Consider the following 18,297-nt stretch of genomic DNA (forward strand, 5'->3'; position numbering starts at 1 on the left):
AAAATACCTCATATCTGATTCTCCTATATCCTGTTTTCTAGAGTGTAGCTTCATGTAGGAAACTTTGCAACAGAACCAAAGTAACAACTCATGACAGTTGTATTATTATAGGTTGCTAGTCACTATAAAATCATTGTATTTACAATAAACTTAAAGTACTTGCTCATCTATCATAGACGAGCAGGTGCTTTTTTTATTTAAATTGACATGTGAATTTGTGGAATATATGGTAACTATAGTACTTAATTCTGGTTGTTTTAAACGTTTAAGGGTAGAATAACCAGAATTTCAGTCTAAAACAAAGGGGAATAAAAGATGTTAACGAACACAAATGCAGACAAATTATTCGATAAACTAAGGGTAGAAGGTGAGACTTATGTTCATTACTTCTATGTTATGAAAATGGCATCTCATTCTCAATATTTAGCTTTTGGCTTGGGTGCACTTGCTTTAAATAAACATTACCTTGTAGGATTCACAAATAAGAGAATCATACTAATAGAGTTAAGCCCTGCAACTGGTGATCCTACTGAGAATATTGTTTATTTAGAATTAGATAAAGTAGAGAAAGTAAGTGTAAAGAGAGGTATGATTAAATCCAATGTCACTATAAAGTTAATAGAGGACAAAGGGGTAATCGAAATGAAACCGAACAGTTTTACAGTTGGTTTATCAAACCACAAAAAGAGCTTAGTAGAGTTAGAAAAATTGTATGGTTAATGAAATGTAATGGACAGAGACATTTGTAAACATAGTGAATGTGGTAATGATAACCACTATTTATATTGGTTACTTATTGTTCTTTGTTTTAAGTTAGTTTGAGTCTAGATTAAATTAAAGTTTATAACTGGTTGAATTCTTATTTTTAAACCATAAAATACAATGGATAATCATAAGTGATGCTACCTGATATTATGAATAGTTAACAAGTATGGATTCTATACTTGTTAACTATTTTTTTATGAAAACGGAATCTAAGTTTGGATACATACTATCCAAACTTCATTGTTTCATAGAATTTCTCTTTCTTCCGGCAAGTTGCTTTTTTCAGACGAGACAAGAAATAATCTTGCCTTATGCTCAACTTTACAAGTATAGAAGATTTTTTTGACTACGAAATAAGTGAATGATACGATACATAAGGATGGGGAATAAAAACAAAAAAGGTAGGTATATCCATGAAAGCAAATAAGTTACTATGTTTTGCAATTCCGTTAATGGTATTAGGGGGTTGCGGAACAAATTCATTAGCAGACAAGCCAAAAGATAAAGTAGAAGCAAAACAAGAAACGAAAGAGAAGTTATCAAAAGAATTATACCCAACACGCATGACTGGTTTATCATCTGAGTTAATGGGTAAAATTGCTACAATAACAGAAATGGCAATGGATAAGAACAAAGATGAGAAGACGTTAACAAAAGAGATTTTAAAAGAAGAAGAAAACTTACAAAAGATAATTAAGAAATTCCATCAAATTGAACCGCCTAAAGAGTATGCAGACGCTCATAAGACAATCTTAAAAGGGGTAGATTGTTATTCAGAAGCATATGCAAAACAGGCTAAGATTGTAAAAGGTGGGTCTACTGATAAAGAAACGGCAAAAGATTTAATGCAAAAGATTAAAGAAGGTAACGATTATATGGTGGAGGGGTATAAGCCACTTCAAGAAGCAAATATAGATAAAGCAAATTCCATAAGCGACAAAACAGGAGTAAAGTTTGACACTCCAACTACAAAGTCAGACACGAAAGCAGATACCGGAACTGAAATTACAATTTCAGAAGAGGGCAGTGAGTGGTATGGTTCTTGGGGTCGTTATGATGGAACTGTATTCCACAAATCATTAGAATTTAGAGAAGACCATACATTCACTGGATTTGATGATACAGGTAAAGGTAAGGCATATGAAGACAACCATATGACAGGTGAGTGGTACTACAATGCAGACGAGAAGAAACTGAAGTTATACCCAACAGAGTTTGTAAACGACGGTAAGACATACAGTAAAAACGAGATGAGAGGTCTAGTACCATATACAGTTAAGTCATTCACTGGTAACTCATTTAAAATCGTAGATGATAAAGGTACAGTGATAACAGCGGTAAAACATAAATAAATCATATAAAGGGGTATATGTTTATGAAAGCAAAGAAACTGGTAACTTTAGCACTTCCTATTATGTTATTAGGTGGTTGTGCAACCACAGAAAAATCTTCTAAGGAAGTAAAAACAGAAGAGTCAAAGACTTCTAAGGTAAAGGCAGAGTCTGATGTTAAGAAAGTAAGAGTCTTAGCAGAAGATTATCCACAATATTTAATAGACTTAGGTAGTGAATTTGATTCGGAATTTAAAACATTAACTACTAGACTAGATAATTCTCTTAAAGGTAGTGCAACTAAGGAAGACATTTTATCTAGTATAGATAGTGTAAACAAGGTAATTGCTAAGTTTGAAGCAATTGACCCACCTAATAAATATATAAACTCTCAAAAAGATATTGAAAAGGCAATTGTAAAGTATAAGAAAGCATTATCTGTACTAAAAGACGGCTATACAAGAGATAAGTCAAACTCAAATGATAAGAGAACAGACAAAGAGATTGTTGAACAGGCTGAAACTCTTTTACATGAAGGTGACGTATACTGGATTGCAGTCTACCAAGACATGAAAAACGAAATAACAAAGTCCCAAGGTGGAGGGTTAGAGTCCCAAGAGCTGAAGGGTGTAACTACAGGTTCAGGTGTAGACTATGATAATGTTAAAAAGAACGTAAAAGACGGTACAGAAATAATAGCAAACTGGGGTATTATGCGTGACGGTAAATTTAATCCGTTATTTATCTTAAAAGGTGGAAGTCCTAAGACATTTGAGATTTATACAGCAGGTGACTATCCAAATAAGACAAACTATGCAGAAGGTACATGGGAATATGATAAGTCTAACATGGTGTTAAAAATGCATATTACAAAACAGTTTGCAAATGGATTAGAAGCAGAGGTTATGCAAAAAGACGTAGAGTATAAAGTACAAAACTACGATACAAAGAATTTGCAATTATACAACGAGAAAGCAAAAACTACAACTAGATATGTAAAGCAAAAGTAGGTTAAAGGGGTATTAAAATTCATGAAACGAAACAAGGTACTAGCAGTCGCAATACCAATCATGCTTTTAGCAGGGTGTGGAGGGGTAGACAAAGCAGAGTCTAAACAAAACGATAAAGCAGAGTCGAAACAAGAGGATAAAGTAGAACAGAAGACGCCCACTAATAAACAATTAACAAAAGAAGAATATGAAAGTAGAATTGACTCTTTAATTTTAGTCTTTGATGAAAAGTATAGTGACTATGAAACAATTGGTAATCAACCTGCAAGAAGAAGTACACAAGGTTTATCAACAGAGACTTCATTAGAGTTATTTGATGGTATGATTCGAACAGCTGACGATTTCATTAAGATAATTCCTCCGCAGGAATATGAAGAACTACAAAAAGAAATCGTAGAATCAATGAATCACTATAAAAAAGGATTTGAACTTCTGAAAGAAATCTATACTGCTAAAGATAAGTCAACTGACGAGCATTTAGAGAAAGTAAAAGTGTCTGACGAGGAACTAAAGAAAGCACAAGAGTCTTGGAACGCTGTATGTGAGAAGCTAAACGGTAAAAATGCAAAGAATCACAAAGAAAACATAAAGCCTAAGAGTACTGTCTTAACTGAAAAGCAACTGATAGATTTAGACAAGAAAGCAGGGATGGATACAGACACTGTCAAAGAAAACACATCAAAAACTGGTAAAGAGTTCGCAGGTACTTGGGGTTTTCTAAGAGATGGTAAAGTTGTACCTAACTACATTCTGAAAGAGGATAAAACGTTTGAGGTCTATTCGGGAGACGAGTATCCAAGTAAAAAGAACTATGCGACAGGAACATGGTCTTACAATAAAGATAAGATGATATTAGAGTTAACAATAAAGAAAGCATATCAAGCCGGAGAATCATTCCGACCAAAACGAAAAGTTGTATCATATAAAGTACAAAACTTTACAGATAGTAAAATGCAACTATTCGATGAAGAGTTACCGCAAATCTATCGTTTTATGAAACAAAAATAAATAAATGTTGTTAAAAGATGCCATTATTCTCTATGTAATATTGTTATTCATTTAAGTGACAACAAATAAAAGGAAAGATGGGATTAAATTGATCAGTGATTTTAAAAAAGCAGCCTTATCTTCACTAAAAGGTAGATGGGGATTAGGAGCAGGGGCTTCGTTTCTGTATTATATTATTTCTACTATTGGCACGATTATTATCGGATTTCCCCTTTTTTTTCTGTGCATCTTATTTAGTGAAATCATGAATGCTAGTGCTTCGACTGCAGGAGACGAGATGTTAAATGCAGCAGGTGCTATTTCTTATGTACTTACTTTCGTAATTATAGGTATTGTTTTAATAGGTATACAAGGCATTATGGCTTATGGATATTATAATGTTACATTGCGTTTGGCGAAAAAAGAATCTACTACAATTGATGATTTATTTGAGGGGTTTCGTAAAAATAATGTATTTAAATCTATAAAGTTAGGTTTGTTAATGAGTGTATACGTATTTTTATGGAGTTTATTGTTGATTATTCCAGGTATTATAAAATGTTTCTCTTATTCTATGGCTTACTATATCATGTTAGATCATCCAGAATATACGGCAAGTGAAGCGCTTAAAAAGAGCCAGGAAATGATGAAAGGGCATAAATTTGATTTATTTATACTGTCTTTAAGTTTTATCGGATGGTTTATTTTAGGGATTGCTATTGCATTTTTCACACTTGGTATTCCGTTTCTTTGGATTTATCCATATTATTTTACAACAGTATCGCACTTCTACTTAAATTTAGCGAATAGAGATACAGTTATGGAAGAGAAAACGGTTATCTAGAAAGAGAATATTAAGAGGAAATTTCAAAAAGTAACCGATTTATGCAAAAGAGGCCGCCAAAAAGTTTCGCTTTTTGGTGGCCTCTTGTTTTTTAACGATTCATTAAAAGTGTAAAGCTTCTTCTATTTTGTTTAAGAAGCATCCGCACCTTCAAACTGACTATTATAAAGCGAAGCATAAAACCCATCAGCCTTCAATAACTCTTCATGATTACCTTGTTCTACAATATCCCCATCTTTCATCACAAGGATTAAATCGGCATCACGGATTGTTGATAATCTGTGAGCGATGATGAAGCTTGTTCGGCCTTCCATGAGGTTTTCCATCGCTTTTTGAATGAGTACTTCTGTACGCGTGTCGATGGAGCTTGTTGCTTCGTCGAGTATTAAGATTTTCGGATCCGCTAGAAGGGCGCGGGCAATTGTGAGTAATTGCTTTTGTCCTTGGGATACGTTGCTTGCTTCTTCGTTTAGTTCCATGTTGTATCTATTTGGTAATGTTTTGACGAAGCTGTGCACGTGTGCGGCTTTTGCTGCTTCGATGACTTCTTCGTCGGTTGCGTCTAAGCGGCCGTAACGGATGTTTTCCATGATAGATCCGTTAAATAGCCATGTGTCTTGGAGTACCATACCGAACATGCTGCGCAGGTCTTCTCGCGTAAAGTCTTTTATGTCGTGACCGTCTATGCAAATGGCACCACTGTTTACGTCGTAGAAACGCATTAATAGTTTTACGATTGTTGTTTTACCAGCTCCAGTTGGGCCGACAATTGCAACTTTTTGGCCAGGTTTGATATCTGCTGAGAAGTTGTTGATGATCGTTTTATCTGGATTGTAACCAAACTCAACATCTTTGAAGCTCACTTCTCCGTTTACTTTTTCTAGCTTCACAGGATTTTCTGATTCTGGTACTTCTTCCTCTTCTTCTAAAAATTCGAAGACTCTTTCTGCAGCTGCAGCTGTTGATTGAAGTACGTTCGCGATTTGCGCTACTTGAGCGATTGGCTGTGTAAAGTTTCTCACATATTGTACAAAGGCTAAAATATCTCCAACTGCGATCGTTCTCTTTGCTGCAAGCCATCCGCCTAAAATCGATACAGCAACGTAACCGATATTCCCGATAAACATCATAATCGGCATCATCATTCCCGATAAAAATTGCGATTTCCATGCGGAGTGGTAAAGGATGTCGTTTACCTCTTCGAATTTTTTCACTTCTTCTTCTTCTTTGTTAAAGGCTTTAACGATATTGTGACCACTATAAATTTCTTCAACTTGCCCGTTTACGTGTCCTAAATATTCTTGTTGGGATTTGAAGTATTTTTGTGATCGTTTTACGACTGCCATGATAAGTATCATGGATACTGGCAATATTAAGAGCGCGACTAATGTCATTTGCCAGCTAATTGATAGCATCATAATAAATACACCGATGATTGTAATTACCGATGTGATGATTTGCGACATACTTTGATTTAACGTTTGGCTCACTGTATCTACGTCATTTGTAACTCTCGATAATACTTCTCCGTGTGTTGTTTTATCAAAGTATTTTAGCGGCATCCGGTTAATTTTTTCATCGATTTCTTTTCTGAAGTTATAAGATACCTTTTGGGCTACTCCAGAAATGATATAGCCTTGGATAATGCCAAACGCAGCGCTCAGTATATATAATCCAAGAAGTAAGATGACAATGTTCCCAATATAGGTAAAGTCAATTGCAGCACCTGGTGCTCCTGTTACTTTGCTTACGAGTCCTTCGAAAAGTTTTGTTGTGGCATGCCCTAAAATTTTTGGACCGACGATTGTAAAGGCTGCACTACCGATTGCGAAAAGGATAACGATTAAGATTGATAATTTATATGGCTTCAAGTATTGAAGGAGCTTATTCATCGTTCCTTTGAAGTTTTTTGCTTTCTCAATCTTTTGCATGCCGCCGCCCATATGACCACCGCCGCCAGAACCACCTTGTCTGTTATTTTCTATTTTTTTATCGCTCATGATGACAACTCCTCTCTTGAAAGTTGTGATAAAGCAATTTGCTTATAAACTTCACAGTTCTCCATAAGCTCTTCATGAGTACCAGTTCCGACGATTGTTCCTTCATCCAGCACAATGATCTTATCTGCATTCATAATCGTACTGATTCTTTGCGCAACAAGTAAAAGAGTACTTCCGGCAAGCTCGTTGTTTAAAGCTCTGCGTAGTAGCGCGTCTGTTTTAAAGTCAAGAGCTGAGAAGCTATCATCAAATATGAAGATTTCCGATTTCTTCGTAAGAGCACGGGCAATCGAAAGTCTTTGTTTTTGACCACCAGAAACGTTCGTACCACCTTGTGATATTTCTGTACGGAAGCTTTCAGGTTTTGCGTTAATAAACTCCATCGCTTGCGCAATTTCTGACGCTTTTACTAATTCATCTTCACTTGCTTCTTTTTTACCGTATTTCAAGTTACTTTCAATCGTACCGGAGAATAGAACTCCTTTTTGCGGTACATAACCGATTTTTTCTCTTAATTCCTTCTGAGATACTTCTCTAATATCAGTGCCATCTATTAAGATTTGACCGCCTGTGACATCATAAAAGCGCGGAATTAAGTTGATTAGTGTGGATTTACCACTACCTGTACTTCCAATGAAAGCTGTCGTTTCACCAGGTTTTGCAGTAAAGGTGATATTGGAAAGTACATCTTCTTCTGCACCTGGATATCTAAAACTAACATTTTTAAATTCAACGTAACCTTTCTTGTCTGAAGCAAATGTTTTTGGCTCCGCTGCATCATGAATGGAAAGGTCAGTATCTAAAACTTCTGCGATACGTTGTGCGGATACAGAAGCACGTGGAACCATAATCGATACAAAAGAGATCATTAAGAAGGCCATGATGATTTGCATTGTATATTGCATAAATGCCATCATATCACCAACTTGCATATGTCCCATATCCACTTGGTGTGCTCCAACCCAAATAATAAGTACAGTAACGGCATTCATGATAAACATCATCATCGGCATCATAAATGACATTAAACGGCTTACAAATAAATTTGTTTTTGTTAAATCTTGATTGCCTTTTTCAAATTTCTTTTCTTCGTGTTTTTGATTATTAAACGCACGAATAACAAGCATACCTGTTAACGATTCACGCGTGATTAAGTTAATTTTATCAACTAACTTTTGGATCATTTTAAACCTAGGAATGGCAACGCTAAATAAACCAATAACTAAGCTTAAAATTGCGACTACCGCAACGGCAATAATCCATCCCATGGAAAGGTCTGTAGTAAGTACCTTAATAATGCCGCCTATGCCCAAAATCGGTGCATAGAATACGATTCGAAGCATCATCACCATCAGTGTTTGCACTTGCTGAATATCATTTGTGCTTCTTGTGATTAAAGAGGCAGTGGAAAACTTATCAAACTCCGCATTCGAGAAGCTTGTAACTTTCCGGAATACTTTCTTTCGCAGATCTCTGCCGAGTCCTGCAGCCACTTTTGCCGCTAGTAAACTTACGATAACGGTCGCTGCCATACTCACTAATGATAAAAGGAGCATTTTCCCGCCAGAAATAAGAATATAATTGGATTGAAGTTTATCTGTATCGATACCAATTGTTTTATATTCATTTTCAATGAATGAAACAGCGGCTTGTGTTACCATGCTGCCTGGCATGTCTTTAAACTTTTTGTCTGCCTTTTCTTTCATCGCATCAATTTGATCTTGAGGCAGTTTCGCAATGACTGTGAAAGGATCTGTATTTGGCGGAAGCTTCATTTCTGTTTTACTGTCAGTGCCGCCTTTTTCAATTCCTTGTGTAATTAACATCGGTTTCCCAAAGATATCGTTTAGTTCACTGAGTGTATGTTTATCCGTTGTATGTAGCTTATAAAGTGGTTCTTTATCAAGCTTTGGATAATCTTTCAAATCATTTTTTAGTTCACTTTGAGAAAGATTGTTCTTATCTAGCAGTACATAATTGTCAGTTACTGCTTTCTTTTCTTTGTCATTCATAAAGAGCGTAAGTTTATCCATCTCACTTTTACGAATAACTTCAGGTACTGCGTTTTCGACACCTTTTTGTTGAATCCCTACATTGACAATGTTAGACATGTAGTCTGGCAGTGATAGGTCACATACTGCTTGCACAGTTAACAAACATACAACTGCAATGATGGAAGCAACAAATGGTTTTAAATGTTTGATGATCTTGAACATTTAATTCATCTCTCCATTTTCCGTTTCTAATTTTTTTAGCTTTTACTTTATTCTTCATAGTAATTCATTTTACCCACTTGTTACGTGCTTTTGACTACAAATTAATTATAATTCTATGACTATATTAAGAGGTAATGCAACTTTTAGCGCTTAGAATATAAAGATAAATTAAAACTTTGGGGCGAGAGGGTTTGGTTATGCGTAGAAGCGGTTAGTGCCTAACCAAAAATAGGAAGTTCTAAGTCGATGAGGCTTCTAAATCAAGTAAACCCCCACCTCAACATTTAGCGAAAGCAAAGACGTTAGGTGGGGGCTGATTAAAGTTTCACTTTATGAGAGAATGCGTTTTTCTCCTTGGATTTCTTGAATTGGAGTGATATTTTGTGTGAATTCAAGGGTACCCATGTATTCTCCATCTTCACTCCGTATAGCGAAATATCGAATGTATACATATTTATCTTTGAACTTAATCCAGAAATCTTCACAATCTTTATTTCCGGATTTAAAGTCTTCCAAGAGCTTTTCAACGACATGAACGCTTTTTGGAGGATGGCAGTTTTGAACTGTTCTACCGATTATCGCTTTTGTGCGAGCAAAGATTCGCTCTTTTCCATGAGAGAAGTAGCGTACAACATCATCTTGATCAATGTACGTAATATCCACAGGCAAGTGGTTCAACATCATATCTAGTTGTTTTAAAGATAGTATACCTGTTTCTAAACGAATGAATCCTTCAGACATAGCTTGTTCTTGCACTGCTTTTCTTTCAGGTTTCCATACACTCGCAGGACCTGTTAAGCAATAGCCAATTTCATCACTTTCATGAGCGATTTTAATCCATTCATCTTCCGTAAGAGTTTGAAGAGCCATTGGAAACAAAATATTTTCCTCTTTAAAAATCATTTCAGTTACCTCACGGATGACAAAGTAAACACCGTCTAAGACCGTCTTTTTATCTCCGTTATAGTTTGTTAATGCTTGTTTCACATCTTTAATGGCGTTACGAATGACATCATCGATTCCCCACATTACTTGTGTCGGACCGTAAATTCCGTATGTTTCTAAATAGGGGAAAAGCAGATTTTCTTTACGGCTATAGTGTTTATCCACATCCAGCAACAGATTTAAATCTTCGATTAGTTTATAAATGTTTTCTTCACTATCTTCTTTCTCGAAACGTTCGTAGTGAAGTTGAAGTTTGAAGTTAACAAGCTTATCAATTTTTTTGTTTTCAAGCTTAAATGTATGAACTGGATGCCCAGCTTGATCTTCGGGTTTCTCAGATCGATGGATTTCTTCAATGGAACCCTTAAAAATAGCTGTATGCACCGAGCATAAACGTTGTACCTCTTCCACTGGAATTCCTTCTTCTTCCATGAGTGCCTGTTCAAGTTTTGAAATTTCCGCGACGGTAATATTCCCAACTGCTTCTTCAAATTGGGCCTTCACTTCTTTCACGCTTTTTCCATTATGAAGATTTTTAATAATTTCCTTTAAGATAGCCTGTCTTTCAAATTGATTCATACTTTCTTGTTCACGATTGTTAATCATTTCGCTCATAAGAATTCTCCTCTATTCTTTAATGTTAAATCCATTGTTTTCAAAAGTTTTTTTAACGATATCGAAAGAAATTCCCTTCATCCGGCAACCATTTGGAATAGTCATTACTCGGCCGACTGTGTGCAGCATGCCAGGTTTCGTTATATCTTCAAAGCCTAGCTCTTTTAAGATAGGGATGATTTCAGGGTATTTGTTAGCCAAATTGCAAACGGTTTGACTAAAATCAATCATCTTTGTCATTACTCTCACCTCGGGAATAAGTGATATTAATTCTCAAAAACAATGTAACATAGAGAGAATGAATAAGAAGTGAGGAAAATCACACGTAAAAGCTCGATTGTAAGGACTGATTCAAGTTTCATTTCATAATGACAATTTCATGCGTGATATATCTCACAACATGAGTTCTTATATAACTTTACAATGAGGATATAAAGTGAAACTTTAATCAGTGGGGGCAAAACGACCGGAGATTCTAGCCGCTAGAGCTAGACTTTGTTTTTGTTGAATTTTGAGGCGGGAGTATTACTGCCCGCAAATAGCGGGGTAAATCGATAGGAGGGTTTAATTTTGATTAATCGTGATTTTAACAAAAATCCATTTATTGTGATATGGGAGTTAACAAGAGCATGCCAATTAAAATGTCTTCATTGTCGTGCGGAAGCTCAGTATCATCGTCATCCTCTTGAACTAACATTTGAAGAAGGTAAAAAACTAATTGATGATATATATGAAATGGATAATCCGATACTTGTTTTTACCGGCGGTGATCCATTAATGCGTCCGGATGTATATGATATTGCGGATTATGCGATAAAAAAAGGTGTTCGAGTATCTATGACACCAAGTGCTACTTCAAACGTTACGAAAGAAACAATTCAAAAAGCAAAAGAAGTAGGGCTTGCTAGATGGGCATTTAGTCTAGATGGGCCAACAGCTGAAATACATGATCATTTTAGGGGAACAGAGGGGTCATTTGAATTAACAATGAATGCGATTCGTTATTTGCATGAATTGGAAATTCCTATTCAAATTAATACTGTTATTTCTAATTATAATGTGAATGTACTTGAAGAGATGGCAAAATTAGTAGAGGAATTAGAGTGTGTACTTTGGAGTGTATTTTTCTTAGTTCCAACGGGGCGCGGTAAGGAAACAGATATGATTTCACCAGCTGGGCATGAAAGAGTATTCCGGTGGCTATATCAATTAAGTAAAAAGGTTTCTTTTGATATTAAAACAACGGCTGCTCAGCACTATAGACGTGTTGTTATTCAACAAAAAATGCGAGAAAATAAAACAATAGATCAGGCTATTCAATATCAGGATGTATTGATGAATGGAATGACGGGGCAGATTGATGGACTTGGACGTGCTCCAAAAGGGGTAAATGATGGAAACGGCTTTGTGTTTATCTCTCATATTGGAGATGTGTATCCAAGTGGGTTATTACCTATCAAAGCTGGGAATGTTCGAACAACACCACTAGCTGATATTTATCGAAACTCTCCCATCTTCCAAGACTTGCGTAATCCAGACAAGTATAAAGGAAAGTGTGGGATTTGTGAGTTCCGATATGTTTGCGGAGGATCTCGTTCCAGGGCTTTTGCCATGACTGGAGATTACATGGAAAGTGAACCTTTCTGTGTATACATTCCAAAAGCATTACGAAAACAGAAACAAAACGTATAAAAAAGACGCGATGTTTAGAATAAAGTCGCGACATTTATAAAAAAGTTGCGATGTTTTGCCCCTTTGGATCTGTTTATCTAAAGGGGTGTTTTTTATAGTGAAAAGTAAAAAGAAGATCTGAACTGAAAGGCGGGTTAAGGAACTGTTGAGTAGCAATAAAGTTACTCTACTAAAGGGCCAGGTTGTGGAAGATGATGATAATATTTTGTTTGAATATGAAGTATTGCACTTAAACTAATGGTGCAGGTTAATTGAAGAAGAATGGATTCTAGAAGATCGTTATTAGAGTCGATTTTTTTGCTTTGTCACTGCTTCAGATAAAAGAGCTACTATTTGAAGCATGTTGGAGCCCTATTTATAGTGATACTATTTTACGAATCGGAAAACAATGGTAATTATTTAAGAAGGAAGGATTGCGAATGTCTGTGAAAAAGTGGTTAACTGGATTGGTCGTTTTGCTTGCGATGATTGTGGGTGTGACAACTCCGGGCTCACTCAGTGTATTTGCCGAATCCGGGGTGGTAACACAGCCTATTGAGTCAGTGAAAGTGATTGAGGTCGAGTTGAACGATGATTACTTTAATCCGAATGTCATCACTATTCCGATTGGAAGAACGACAACGTTGATATTGAAAAACCAAGGTAAGAAAGAGCACACCTTCACAGTGGAAAAGCTCAGAATTGACGCCGAAGTCCAGCCGGGAAAAGAAAGAACCATTACCGTGAAACCTCAAGATCCCGGTACATATGAACTGATATGTCGGTACCATTTCCAAAAAGGAATGGATGGAAAAGTAATAGTCAAATAACAAGCAGGGCCAATAGGGCCTTGCTTGTTTAATAAGCAGTTACTTAAATAAAAAGTTGTTTATTTTTTTACGAAGGGAACTAAAAAAGAGGGGACAGCCCTCTTTTAAGTTATCCCCTACAACTACCAAGTTAAGGGTTCATCTTTTTTGTTATTTAAGCTTGTGCAATTGCACGTGGAAATAGAATATTATTTTCTAAATGAATATGCTGGAATAAATCAGCTTCAAGGGCTTCAAGTCGTTGATAGACAAGACGATAAGTACCACAAGCACCTGCTGGAGGAGTAAAGTCATTCGTAATCTCACGAAGTTCTTTAATAATATTGCCAGCGTGGTTATGCTCGTTTTCTAATTCATCTACTACTTTGCGTAATTTTGTGTAATTTTCATCGCTTGGATTTTGCTCAAATGCTAAAATTAATGGGAAATCTTCTGTTTCTTCTTTAATTAAGTGTTGCTCTAATTCAGTTTTTAATTCATGAAATAACTTGTGAATTTGAGCTAAATGAGGTTGCCCTGCTCCGTGAACGCGTAACACTTTTGTTACGTACGGACTTAATAGTGGTAACTCTTCATTTAAATAGCGATGATGCTTATTCACAACATAGTCAATCAATTCGCTATAAGCAGCTGTTTTCCAATCAATTTCAGATTCGTTTAATAGTTTTGTTTCATAATAAAGAGTATTTAACTTTGTTAAAACCTCTTCTGCTGATAAATTTCTTTCGTTAATAGCATCAATAAGTGGTCTATTACCACCACAACAAAAATCGATTCTATATAATTTAAAAAGATCACTAGCCTTTGGGAATTTTGTAACGATCTCACCAATAACAGAAGTCTCAGTAAATGTATGTTCCATATGAATGCCTCCATAAAGTTTAACTTTAGTATCTGGATTAAGAATATCAATAATTTTGAACCCACGTGGTGATATACATCACTTGTAATGTGTTAAGTTCATCACTGTTTTTTTATAAATAATTCATTACTCTCATTTATGTTTCACTCGATCTGTTTCTTCGCTACGTTTCGCACTATTCCATTTCGACATGTCACCGACTAGGTATCCGGTAATACGGCGGATTCTTTCAATATGATGTTCATCTTCATTCCCGCAGCTTGGGCATTCATTCGCAATCACTCCATTATAGCCACAGCATTTACAGCGATCTACCGGGTGATTAATCGAGCCGTATCCAACTCCATATTGCGCCATTGCCTGTACAATTTGCTTTAATGCTTTTTGATTATGAACAGCTGCTCCGTCCAATTCGATATATGTAATATGACCGCCGTTACAAAGCGCATGAAACGGTCCTTCTAAACGAACTTTATCAAGCGCTAGAATAGGGTAATAAACCGGGATGTGGAATGAATTTGTGTAATAGTTATGATTTGTTACACCACTAATTGTTCCAAATTCAGCTCGATCTTTTTTTATAAACTTTCCTGATAATCCTTCTGCAGGGGTTGCGACTAATGAAAAATTCAACTGATATTCTTCCGTTGCTTGATCCATCTTGCTTCTCATAAAGGCAACAATTTCATTCCCAAGATTCCACGAATTTTGATTTTCTCCATGATGTTTTCCGGTTAAAGCAACTAAGCATTCAGCAAGTCCGATAAAACCAATACTTAACGTACCTTGTTTCAAAATTTCAACAACAGAATCTTCTGGTTGAAGTTTTTCACCACCGCGCCATACTCCTTGAGAATATAAAAAGTGAAAATCCCTTGCCTTTTTTGTAGATTGGTAAGCAAATCGTTCTAATAGCTGGAGAATGCCGAGATCTACATAATGATTCAATGATTCAAAAAATACTTCTTTTGAGTCGCTTATTAATGCTAGTTTTACTAAGTTAATAGATGTAAATGATAAATTCCCTCTTCCAATGGCTGTTTCTTCTCCATGAATATTAGCCATAACACGGGTACGACAGCCCATATAGCACACTTCACTTTCAGGGCGACCATCATAATGCATCGCATTAAATGGTGCATCTAAAAATGAAAAATTAGGGAACAATCGTTTGGCTGTCGTTTCTAATGCTAATTCAAACAAATCATAATTCGGATCATTTTCTTCAAAATTGACACCTTTTTTTAATTTAAAGATTTGAATTGGAAAGATTGGTGTTTCTCCTTTTCCTAATCCAGCTTGAGTCGCTCGCAATAATTGTCTAATTAGCAATCTTCCTTCTTTTGATGTATCCGTTCCGTAGTTAATCGAAATAAATGGTACTTGTCCACCACCGCGGCTATGCATGCTATTTGAATTATGAATAAAAGCTTCACACGCCTGATACGTATCGTTTTCTGTTTCTTTCCATGCAAATTCTTCTACCTGTTTTGCTGTTAATGGATATGTCGCCAAACGTTTTTTATTTCTTTCATACGTTTTTTTCACATAAGGTGCTAAATCTATATCAAACATTGCAAATGATTGCCCACCGTGCTGCATATTTTGATTTGCCTGAAAAATAATAGAAGAAAGAGCCAACGCACTTTTAATATCTTGTGGCTGTCGCATATGTCCATGACCTGTATGAAATCCTTTTTCCAGTATTTGTGCTAGTGGAATTTGTGAGCACGTTGTTGTACCTGTTGCGTAAAAATCTAAATCGTGTGGATATAAAATATTTTGATCAATTGCTTTTTTTACCTGTTCAGAAAGTAAATGTTCTACCGCATAATATTTTGCGCTCTCAGATGCAAATGTTCCCATCATTCCCATTGGAGATCGGCCATCAACATTTGCATTTTCTTGCATTAAGTCTTGATCGTTATCCTGTACAATCGTGTTAAATGTTGTCCATAAATTATCCCATGACTGTTTTGTTATTCTACTTGATGGATTCATTCCATCCACCCCTTATCTATATATAGTGTTAGTTTTGATAAAATGATACTTCATATAGTGTTTTTTCGCAAGGACATCAAAAAAACTAATATAAAATTAATATATACGGTAGTTACAAGTATTTTTTGAGGATATAGCTTTAGAGTTTAATAAACTTATCCAACTATTCTCAGGCAGTAATATTCCCACCTCAAACTTCGGTGAAGGCAAAGAAGCGAGGTGGGGGAAGAAAAAAATTCACTGATAAAAGTGTCACTTTATAAAATAAAAGATATAAAATCATAATGCAGTGATTTCACTCACAGTATCCTTCCTCAATATAGTTTATCCTTAATAAAAAGCTTACTCCTAGTAATACCCCCGCCTCAAAATGAAGAGAAAGTAAAAAAGTTAGGAGGGGGTAGTTCAATCTATATAAATATTGTTCTCAAGTTCTTTGGTTCATTCAGTAGCAAAGTATGTTAAAAAACTATTGGAAATATCACTTTTACAAAATTTTATAGGGTTAATGGCATGAATTCTTTTGTAGGTATCGGTATATGACATTGTTGATAAAAAACTTTGGGTAAGGGTGTTGGAAGAATGAAGTTAATTATTCCAAAGCAGCATGGGGCATGGGGAATGCTGCTTATTCCATTTGCATTGGGTGTTTTAATTGGTAAAGGGACATGGTATCACATACCTCTCTTTTTGGCATGGTTGTTTGTGTACTTAGCTACGTATCCTTTATTAATGTACGTAAAACAACCGCGAAAGAAGTATTATTTACATTCTTTCTTTCTTTATTTTAGTGTGGCTTGTGTGTGTGCGATCATTGCTCTTATATATGAATGGCGTATTGTGTTCTTTTCCATTATTATGCTCCCATGTTTTTTTGTAAATATTTACTTTTCTCGCCAAAAAAACGAACGAGCTTTACTAAATGACATGTGTGCGATTATTTTGTTTTGTATAGGGGGAATCATTAGTTATTATTTCACAATGAAAACAGTTGATGAAAAGATATGGGTTGTTGCAACTATATCATTTTTATATTTTATGGGAAGTACGTTTTATGTGAAGACAATGATTCGTGAGAAAAAGAATCCAACGTATCGCTTAGTTTCATGGGGGTATCATTCTTTACTTGTAATTGCGACTTTCATTGTATCACCGTGGTTTACCATTGCCTTTATACCAAGTTTGATACGATCTATATTACTTTATGGTAGAAATATTTCGATTCTACAAGTGGGTATTTTAGAGAGTATCAATTCTATTTACTTTTTTGTTTCAGTAGTATTGTTAGCCAGAGCATTACTGTAATAATTATTACAGTAAGTTTGTGAGTGTTTAGTAATATCTTGATAAGGAAACTGACTCAAATAGTTTGTTTACATTTCATATATATAATCCTGCTATTTGCGGGTAGTAATTGATTATGATTTGAATACTAAATCCTGAAAGGACTGTATAAATAATGACTTTCTATCAAATGTTAACGCCATATTATGATGAAATTTTTCCTGTAAATGAGAAACAAATAAATTTTATAGTCTCTTATTTACAAAAAGGAAGCTCTATACTGGATGTGGGCGCAGGAACAGGTAATGTAGCCCAAGCGCTAGTTGAAAAGGGGTTTGCTGTTACTGCGATGGAACCAGAGAAGACGATGGCTGCAAAAATTCGGGAGAAAGCTGCAGTTTACGAAGGGATATTTAGTGTAAATACATTTGGAATGCAACAAATTGAAGATGTACCTGGAGTATTTGATGGTATTTATTGTATTGGAAATACACTTGTTCATTTGGATAATTCGAAAGAAATCTTTAATTTTATCTGTGGCTCTTATGAAAAATTAAAAGCAAACGGAAAACTAATGATTCAAATTGTAAATTATGAAAAAGTATTAGCTGAAAATAATTTCCAATTTCCGGTACTGGAGAAGAAACATTTCTCGTTTAAGCGTAATTATACGCTAGAAGGAGAAAAAGTATTATTTACTGCAACATTGAATGTGGATGGTAAAGAACTATCAAATAGTATTCCATTATATCCTATTACGAAAAAACAACTACTGCCTATGTTAAAAGAATGTGGTTTTCGTACTGTAGAAACTTTCGGTAATTTTAAAAAAGAGGCATATTTACCGAATGGGCCAGCTTTCGTTCTTGTAGCTACAAAATAAACATGTCATAAAAAATACTTTAGTAAAGAAAAATTTTCATTTACTAAAGTATT

Annotated in this window: 15 protein-coding genes; 9 read left to right on the top strand and 6 right to left on the bottom strand. The window is 35.3% G+C overall.

The window, feature by feature from the left end; all coding sequences use genetic code 11:
* Window positions 1-315 precede the first annotated feature (315 nt).
* The 5 genes from PLX19_RS02895 (at window position 316) to PLX19_RS02915 (ending at window position 4,937) form a co-directional block, all read left to right on the top strand.
* A complete protein-coding gene (locus PLX19_RS02895) occupies window positions 316-720 on the top strand; it encodes a PH domain-containing protein (RefSeq protein WP_272187011.1) in 405 nt (134 codons plus the stop codon).
* Between the two features lie 458 nt (window positions 721-1,178).
* Window positions 1,179-2,117 carry a DUF7018 domain-containing (lipo)protein gene (locus PLX19_RS02900; RefSeq protein ID WP_272187012.1) on the top strand — a complete coding sequence of 313 codons (939 nt, stop codon included), beginning with the start codon at window positions 1,179-1,181 and terminating at the stop codon, window positions 2,115-2,117.
* A 23-nt stretch (window positions 2,118-2,140) separates the two neighbouring features.
* Window positions 2,141-3,106 carry a DUF3994 domain-containing protein gene (locus PLX19_RS02905; RefSeq protein WP_272187013.1) on the top strand — a complete coding sequence of 322 codons (966 nt, stop codon included), beginning with the start codon at window positions 2,141-2,143 and terminating at the stop codon, window positions 3,104-3,106.
* A gap of 21 nt (window positions 3,107-3,127) precedes the next feature.
* Complete coding sequence (locus PLX19_RS02910) at window positions 3,128-4,114, top strand: DUF3994 domain-containing protein (RefSeq protein ID WP_272187014.1); 987 nt, start codon at window positions 3,128-3,130, stop codon at window positions 4,112-4,114.
* An 88-nt stretch (window positions 4,115-4,202) separates the two neighbouring features.
* Window positions 4,203-4,937, top strand: coding sequence for a DUF975 family protein (locus tag PLX19_RS02915; RefSeq protein WP_272187458.1), 735 nt, complete (start codon window positions 4,203-4,205; stop codon window positions 4,935-4,937).
* Window positions 4,938-5,068: 131 nt separating this feature from the next.
* Here PLX19_RS02915 and PLX19_RS02920 read toward each other — a convergent pair whose 3' ends face one another.
* From PLX19_RS02920 to PLX19_RS02935, 4 genes are all read right to left on the bottom strand, one after another.
* Window positions 5,069-6,937 carry an ABC transporter ATP-binding protein gene (locus PLX19_RS02920; RefSeq protein WP_272187015.1) on the bottom strand — a complete coding sequence of 623 codons (1,869 nt, stop codon included), beginning with the start codon at window positions 6,935-6,937 and terminating at the stop codon, window positions 5,069-5,071.
* Window positions 6,934-9,153: an ABC transporter ATP-binding protein gene (locus tag PLX19_RS02925; RefSeq protein ID WP_272187016.1), complete on the bottom strand. Its 2,220-nt coding sequence runs from the start codon at window positions 9,151-9,153 to the stop codon at window positions 6,934-6,936. The genes PLX19_RS02920 and PLX19_RS02925 overlap by 4 nt, the downstream gene beginning before the upstream one ends.
* 330 nt (window positions 9,154-9,483) lie before the next feature.
* Window positions 9,484-10,713 carry a DUF438 domain-containing protein gene (locus tag PLX19_RS02930; RefSeq protein WP_272187017.1) on the bottom strand — a complete coding sequence of 410 codons (1,230 nt, stop codon included), beginning with the start codon at window positions 10,711-10,713 and terminating at the stop codon, window positions 9,484-9,486.
* Window positions 10,714-10,725: 12 nt separating this feature from the next.
* Window positions 10,726-10,953: a DUF1858 domain-containing protein gene (locus PLX19_RS02935; RefSeq protein ID WP_272187018.1), complete on the bottom strand. Its 228-nt coding sequence runs from the start codon at window positions 10,951-10,953 to the stop codon at window positions 10,726-10,728.
* A 330-nt stretch (window positions 10,954-11,283) separates the two neighbouring features.
* Between PLX19_RS02935 and PLX19_RS02940 the strand changes: the two genes are divergently transcribed.
* On the top strand, window positions 11,284-12,405 hold the full coding sequence (locus PLX19_RS02940) for a TIGR04053 family radical SAM/SPASM domain-containing protein (RefSeq protein WP_272187019.1): 1,122 nt from the start codon (window positions 11,284-11,286) through the stop codon (window positions 12,403-12,405).
* Window positions 12,406-12,824: 419 nt separating this feature from the next.
* Window positions 12,825-13,214 carry a cupredoxin domain-containing protein gene (locus PLX19_RS02945; RefSeq protein ID WP_272187020.1) on the top strand — a complete coding sequence of 130 codons (390 nt, stop codon included), beginning with the start codon at window positions 12,825-12,827 and terminating at the stop codon, window positions 13,212-13,214.
* 154 nt (window positions 13,215-13,368) lie between these two features.
* Here the strand turns inward: PLX19_RS02945 and ric are convergent, their stop codons facing one another.
* Window positions 13,369-14,076, bottom strand: coding sequence for an iron-sulfur cluster repair di-iron protein (ric, locus tag PLX19_RS02950; RefSeq protein WP_272187021.1), 708 nt, complete (start codon window positions 14,074-14,076; stop codon window positions 13,369-13,371).
* A gap of 132 nt (window positions 14,077-14,208) precedes the next feature.
* Entirely contained in the window at window positions 14,209-16,077 is a 1,869-nt protein-coding gene (locus PLX19_RS02955) for an anaerobic ribonucleoside triphosphate reductase (protein WP_272187022.1), read from the bottom strand.
* A gap of 582 nt (window positions 16,078-16,659) precedes the next feature.
* Between PLX19_RS02955 and PLX19_RS02960 the strand changes: the two genes are divergently transcribed.
* Together PLX19_RS02960 and PLX19_RS02965 are read left to right on the top strand one after the other, a co-directional pair.
* Window positions 16,660-17,382, top strand: coding sequence for a YwiC-like family protein (locus tag PLX19_RS02960; protein ID WP_272187023.1), 723 nt, complete (start codon window positions 16,660-16,662; stop codon window positions 17,380-17,382).
* 154 nt (window positions 17,383-17,536) lie between these two features.
* Complete coding sequence (locus PLX19_RS02965; RefSeq protein ID WP_272187024.1) at window positions 17,537-18,244, top strand: class I SAM-dependent methyltransferase; 708 nt, start codon at window positions 17,537-17,539, stop codon at window positions 18,242-18,244.
* The last annotated feature ends 53 nt before the right edge of the window (window positions 18,245-18,297 follow it).

This window comes from Bacillus sp. BP-3 (assembly GCF_028401955.1).
GTDB lineage: Bacteria > Bacillota > Bacilli > Bacillales > Bacillaceae_G > Bacillus_A.

What these genes read in the sequence shown, in the direction of transcription:
- PLX19_RS02895 (WP_272187011.1), top strand. Translation starts at nt 316, where the DNA reads ATGTTAACGAACACAAATGCAGACAAATTATTCGATAAACTAAGGGTA.
- PLX19_RS02900 (WP_272187012.1), top strand. Translation starts at nt 1,179, where the DNA reads ATGAAAGCAAATAAGTTACTATGTTTTGCAATTCCGTTAATGGTATTA.
- PLX19_RS02905 (WP_272187013.1), top strand. Translation starts at nt 2,141, where the DNA reads ATGAAAGCAAAGAAACTGGTAACTTTAGCACTTCCTATTATGTTATTA.
- PLX19_RS02910 (WP_272187014.1), top strand. Translation starts at nt 3,128, where the DNA reads ATGAAACGAAACAAGGTACTAGCAGTCGCAATACCAATCATGCTTTTA.
- PLX19_RS02920 (WP_272187015.1), bottom strand. Translation starts at nt 6,937, where the DNA reads ATGAGCGATAAAAAAATAGAAAATAACAGACAAGGTGGTTCTGGCGGC.
- PLX19_RS02925 (WP_272187016.1), bottom strand. Translation starts at nt 9,153, where the DNA reads ATGTTCAAGATCATCAAACATTTAAAACCATTTGTTGCTTCCATCATT.
- PLX19_RS02930 (WP_272187017.1), bottom strand. Translation starts at nt 10,713, where the DNA reads ATGAGCGAAATGATTAACAATCGTGAACAAGAAAGTATGAATCAATTT.
- PLX19_RS02935 (WP_272187018.1), bottom strand. Translation starts at nt 10,953, where the DNA reads ATGACAAAGATGATTGATTTTAGTCAAACCGTTTGCAATTTGGCTAAC.
- PLX19_RS02945 (WP_272187020.1), top strand. Translation starts at nt 12,825, where the DNA reads ATGTCTGTGAAAAAGTGGTTAACTGGATTGGTCGTTTTGCTTGCGATG.
- ric (WP_272187021.1), bottom strand. Translation starts at nt 14,076, where the DNA reads ATGGAACATACATTTACTGAGACTTCTGTTATTGGTGAGATCGTTACA.
- PLX19_RS02955 (WP_272187022.1), bottom strand. Translation starts at nt 16,077, where the DNA reads ATGAATCCATCAAGTAGAATAACAAAACAGTCATGGGATAATTTATGG.
- PLX19_RS02960 (WP_272187023.1), top strand. Translation starts at nt 16,660, where the DNA reads ATGAAGTTAATTATTCCAAAGCAGCATGGGGCATGGGGAATGCTGCTT.
- PLX19_RS02965 (WP_272187024.1), top strand. Translation starts at nt 17,537, where the DNA reads ATGACTTTCTATCAAATGTTAACGCCATATTATGATGAAATTTTTCCT.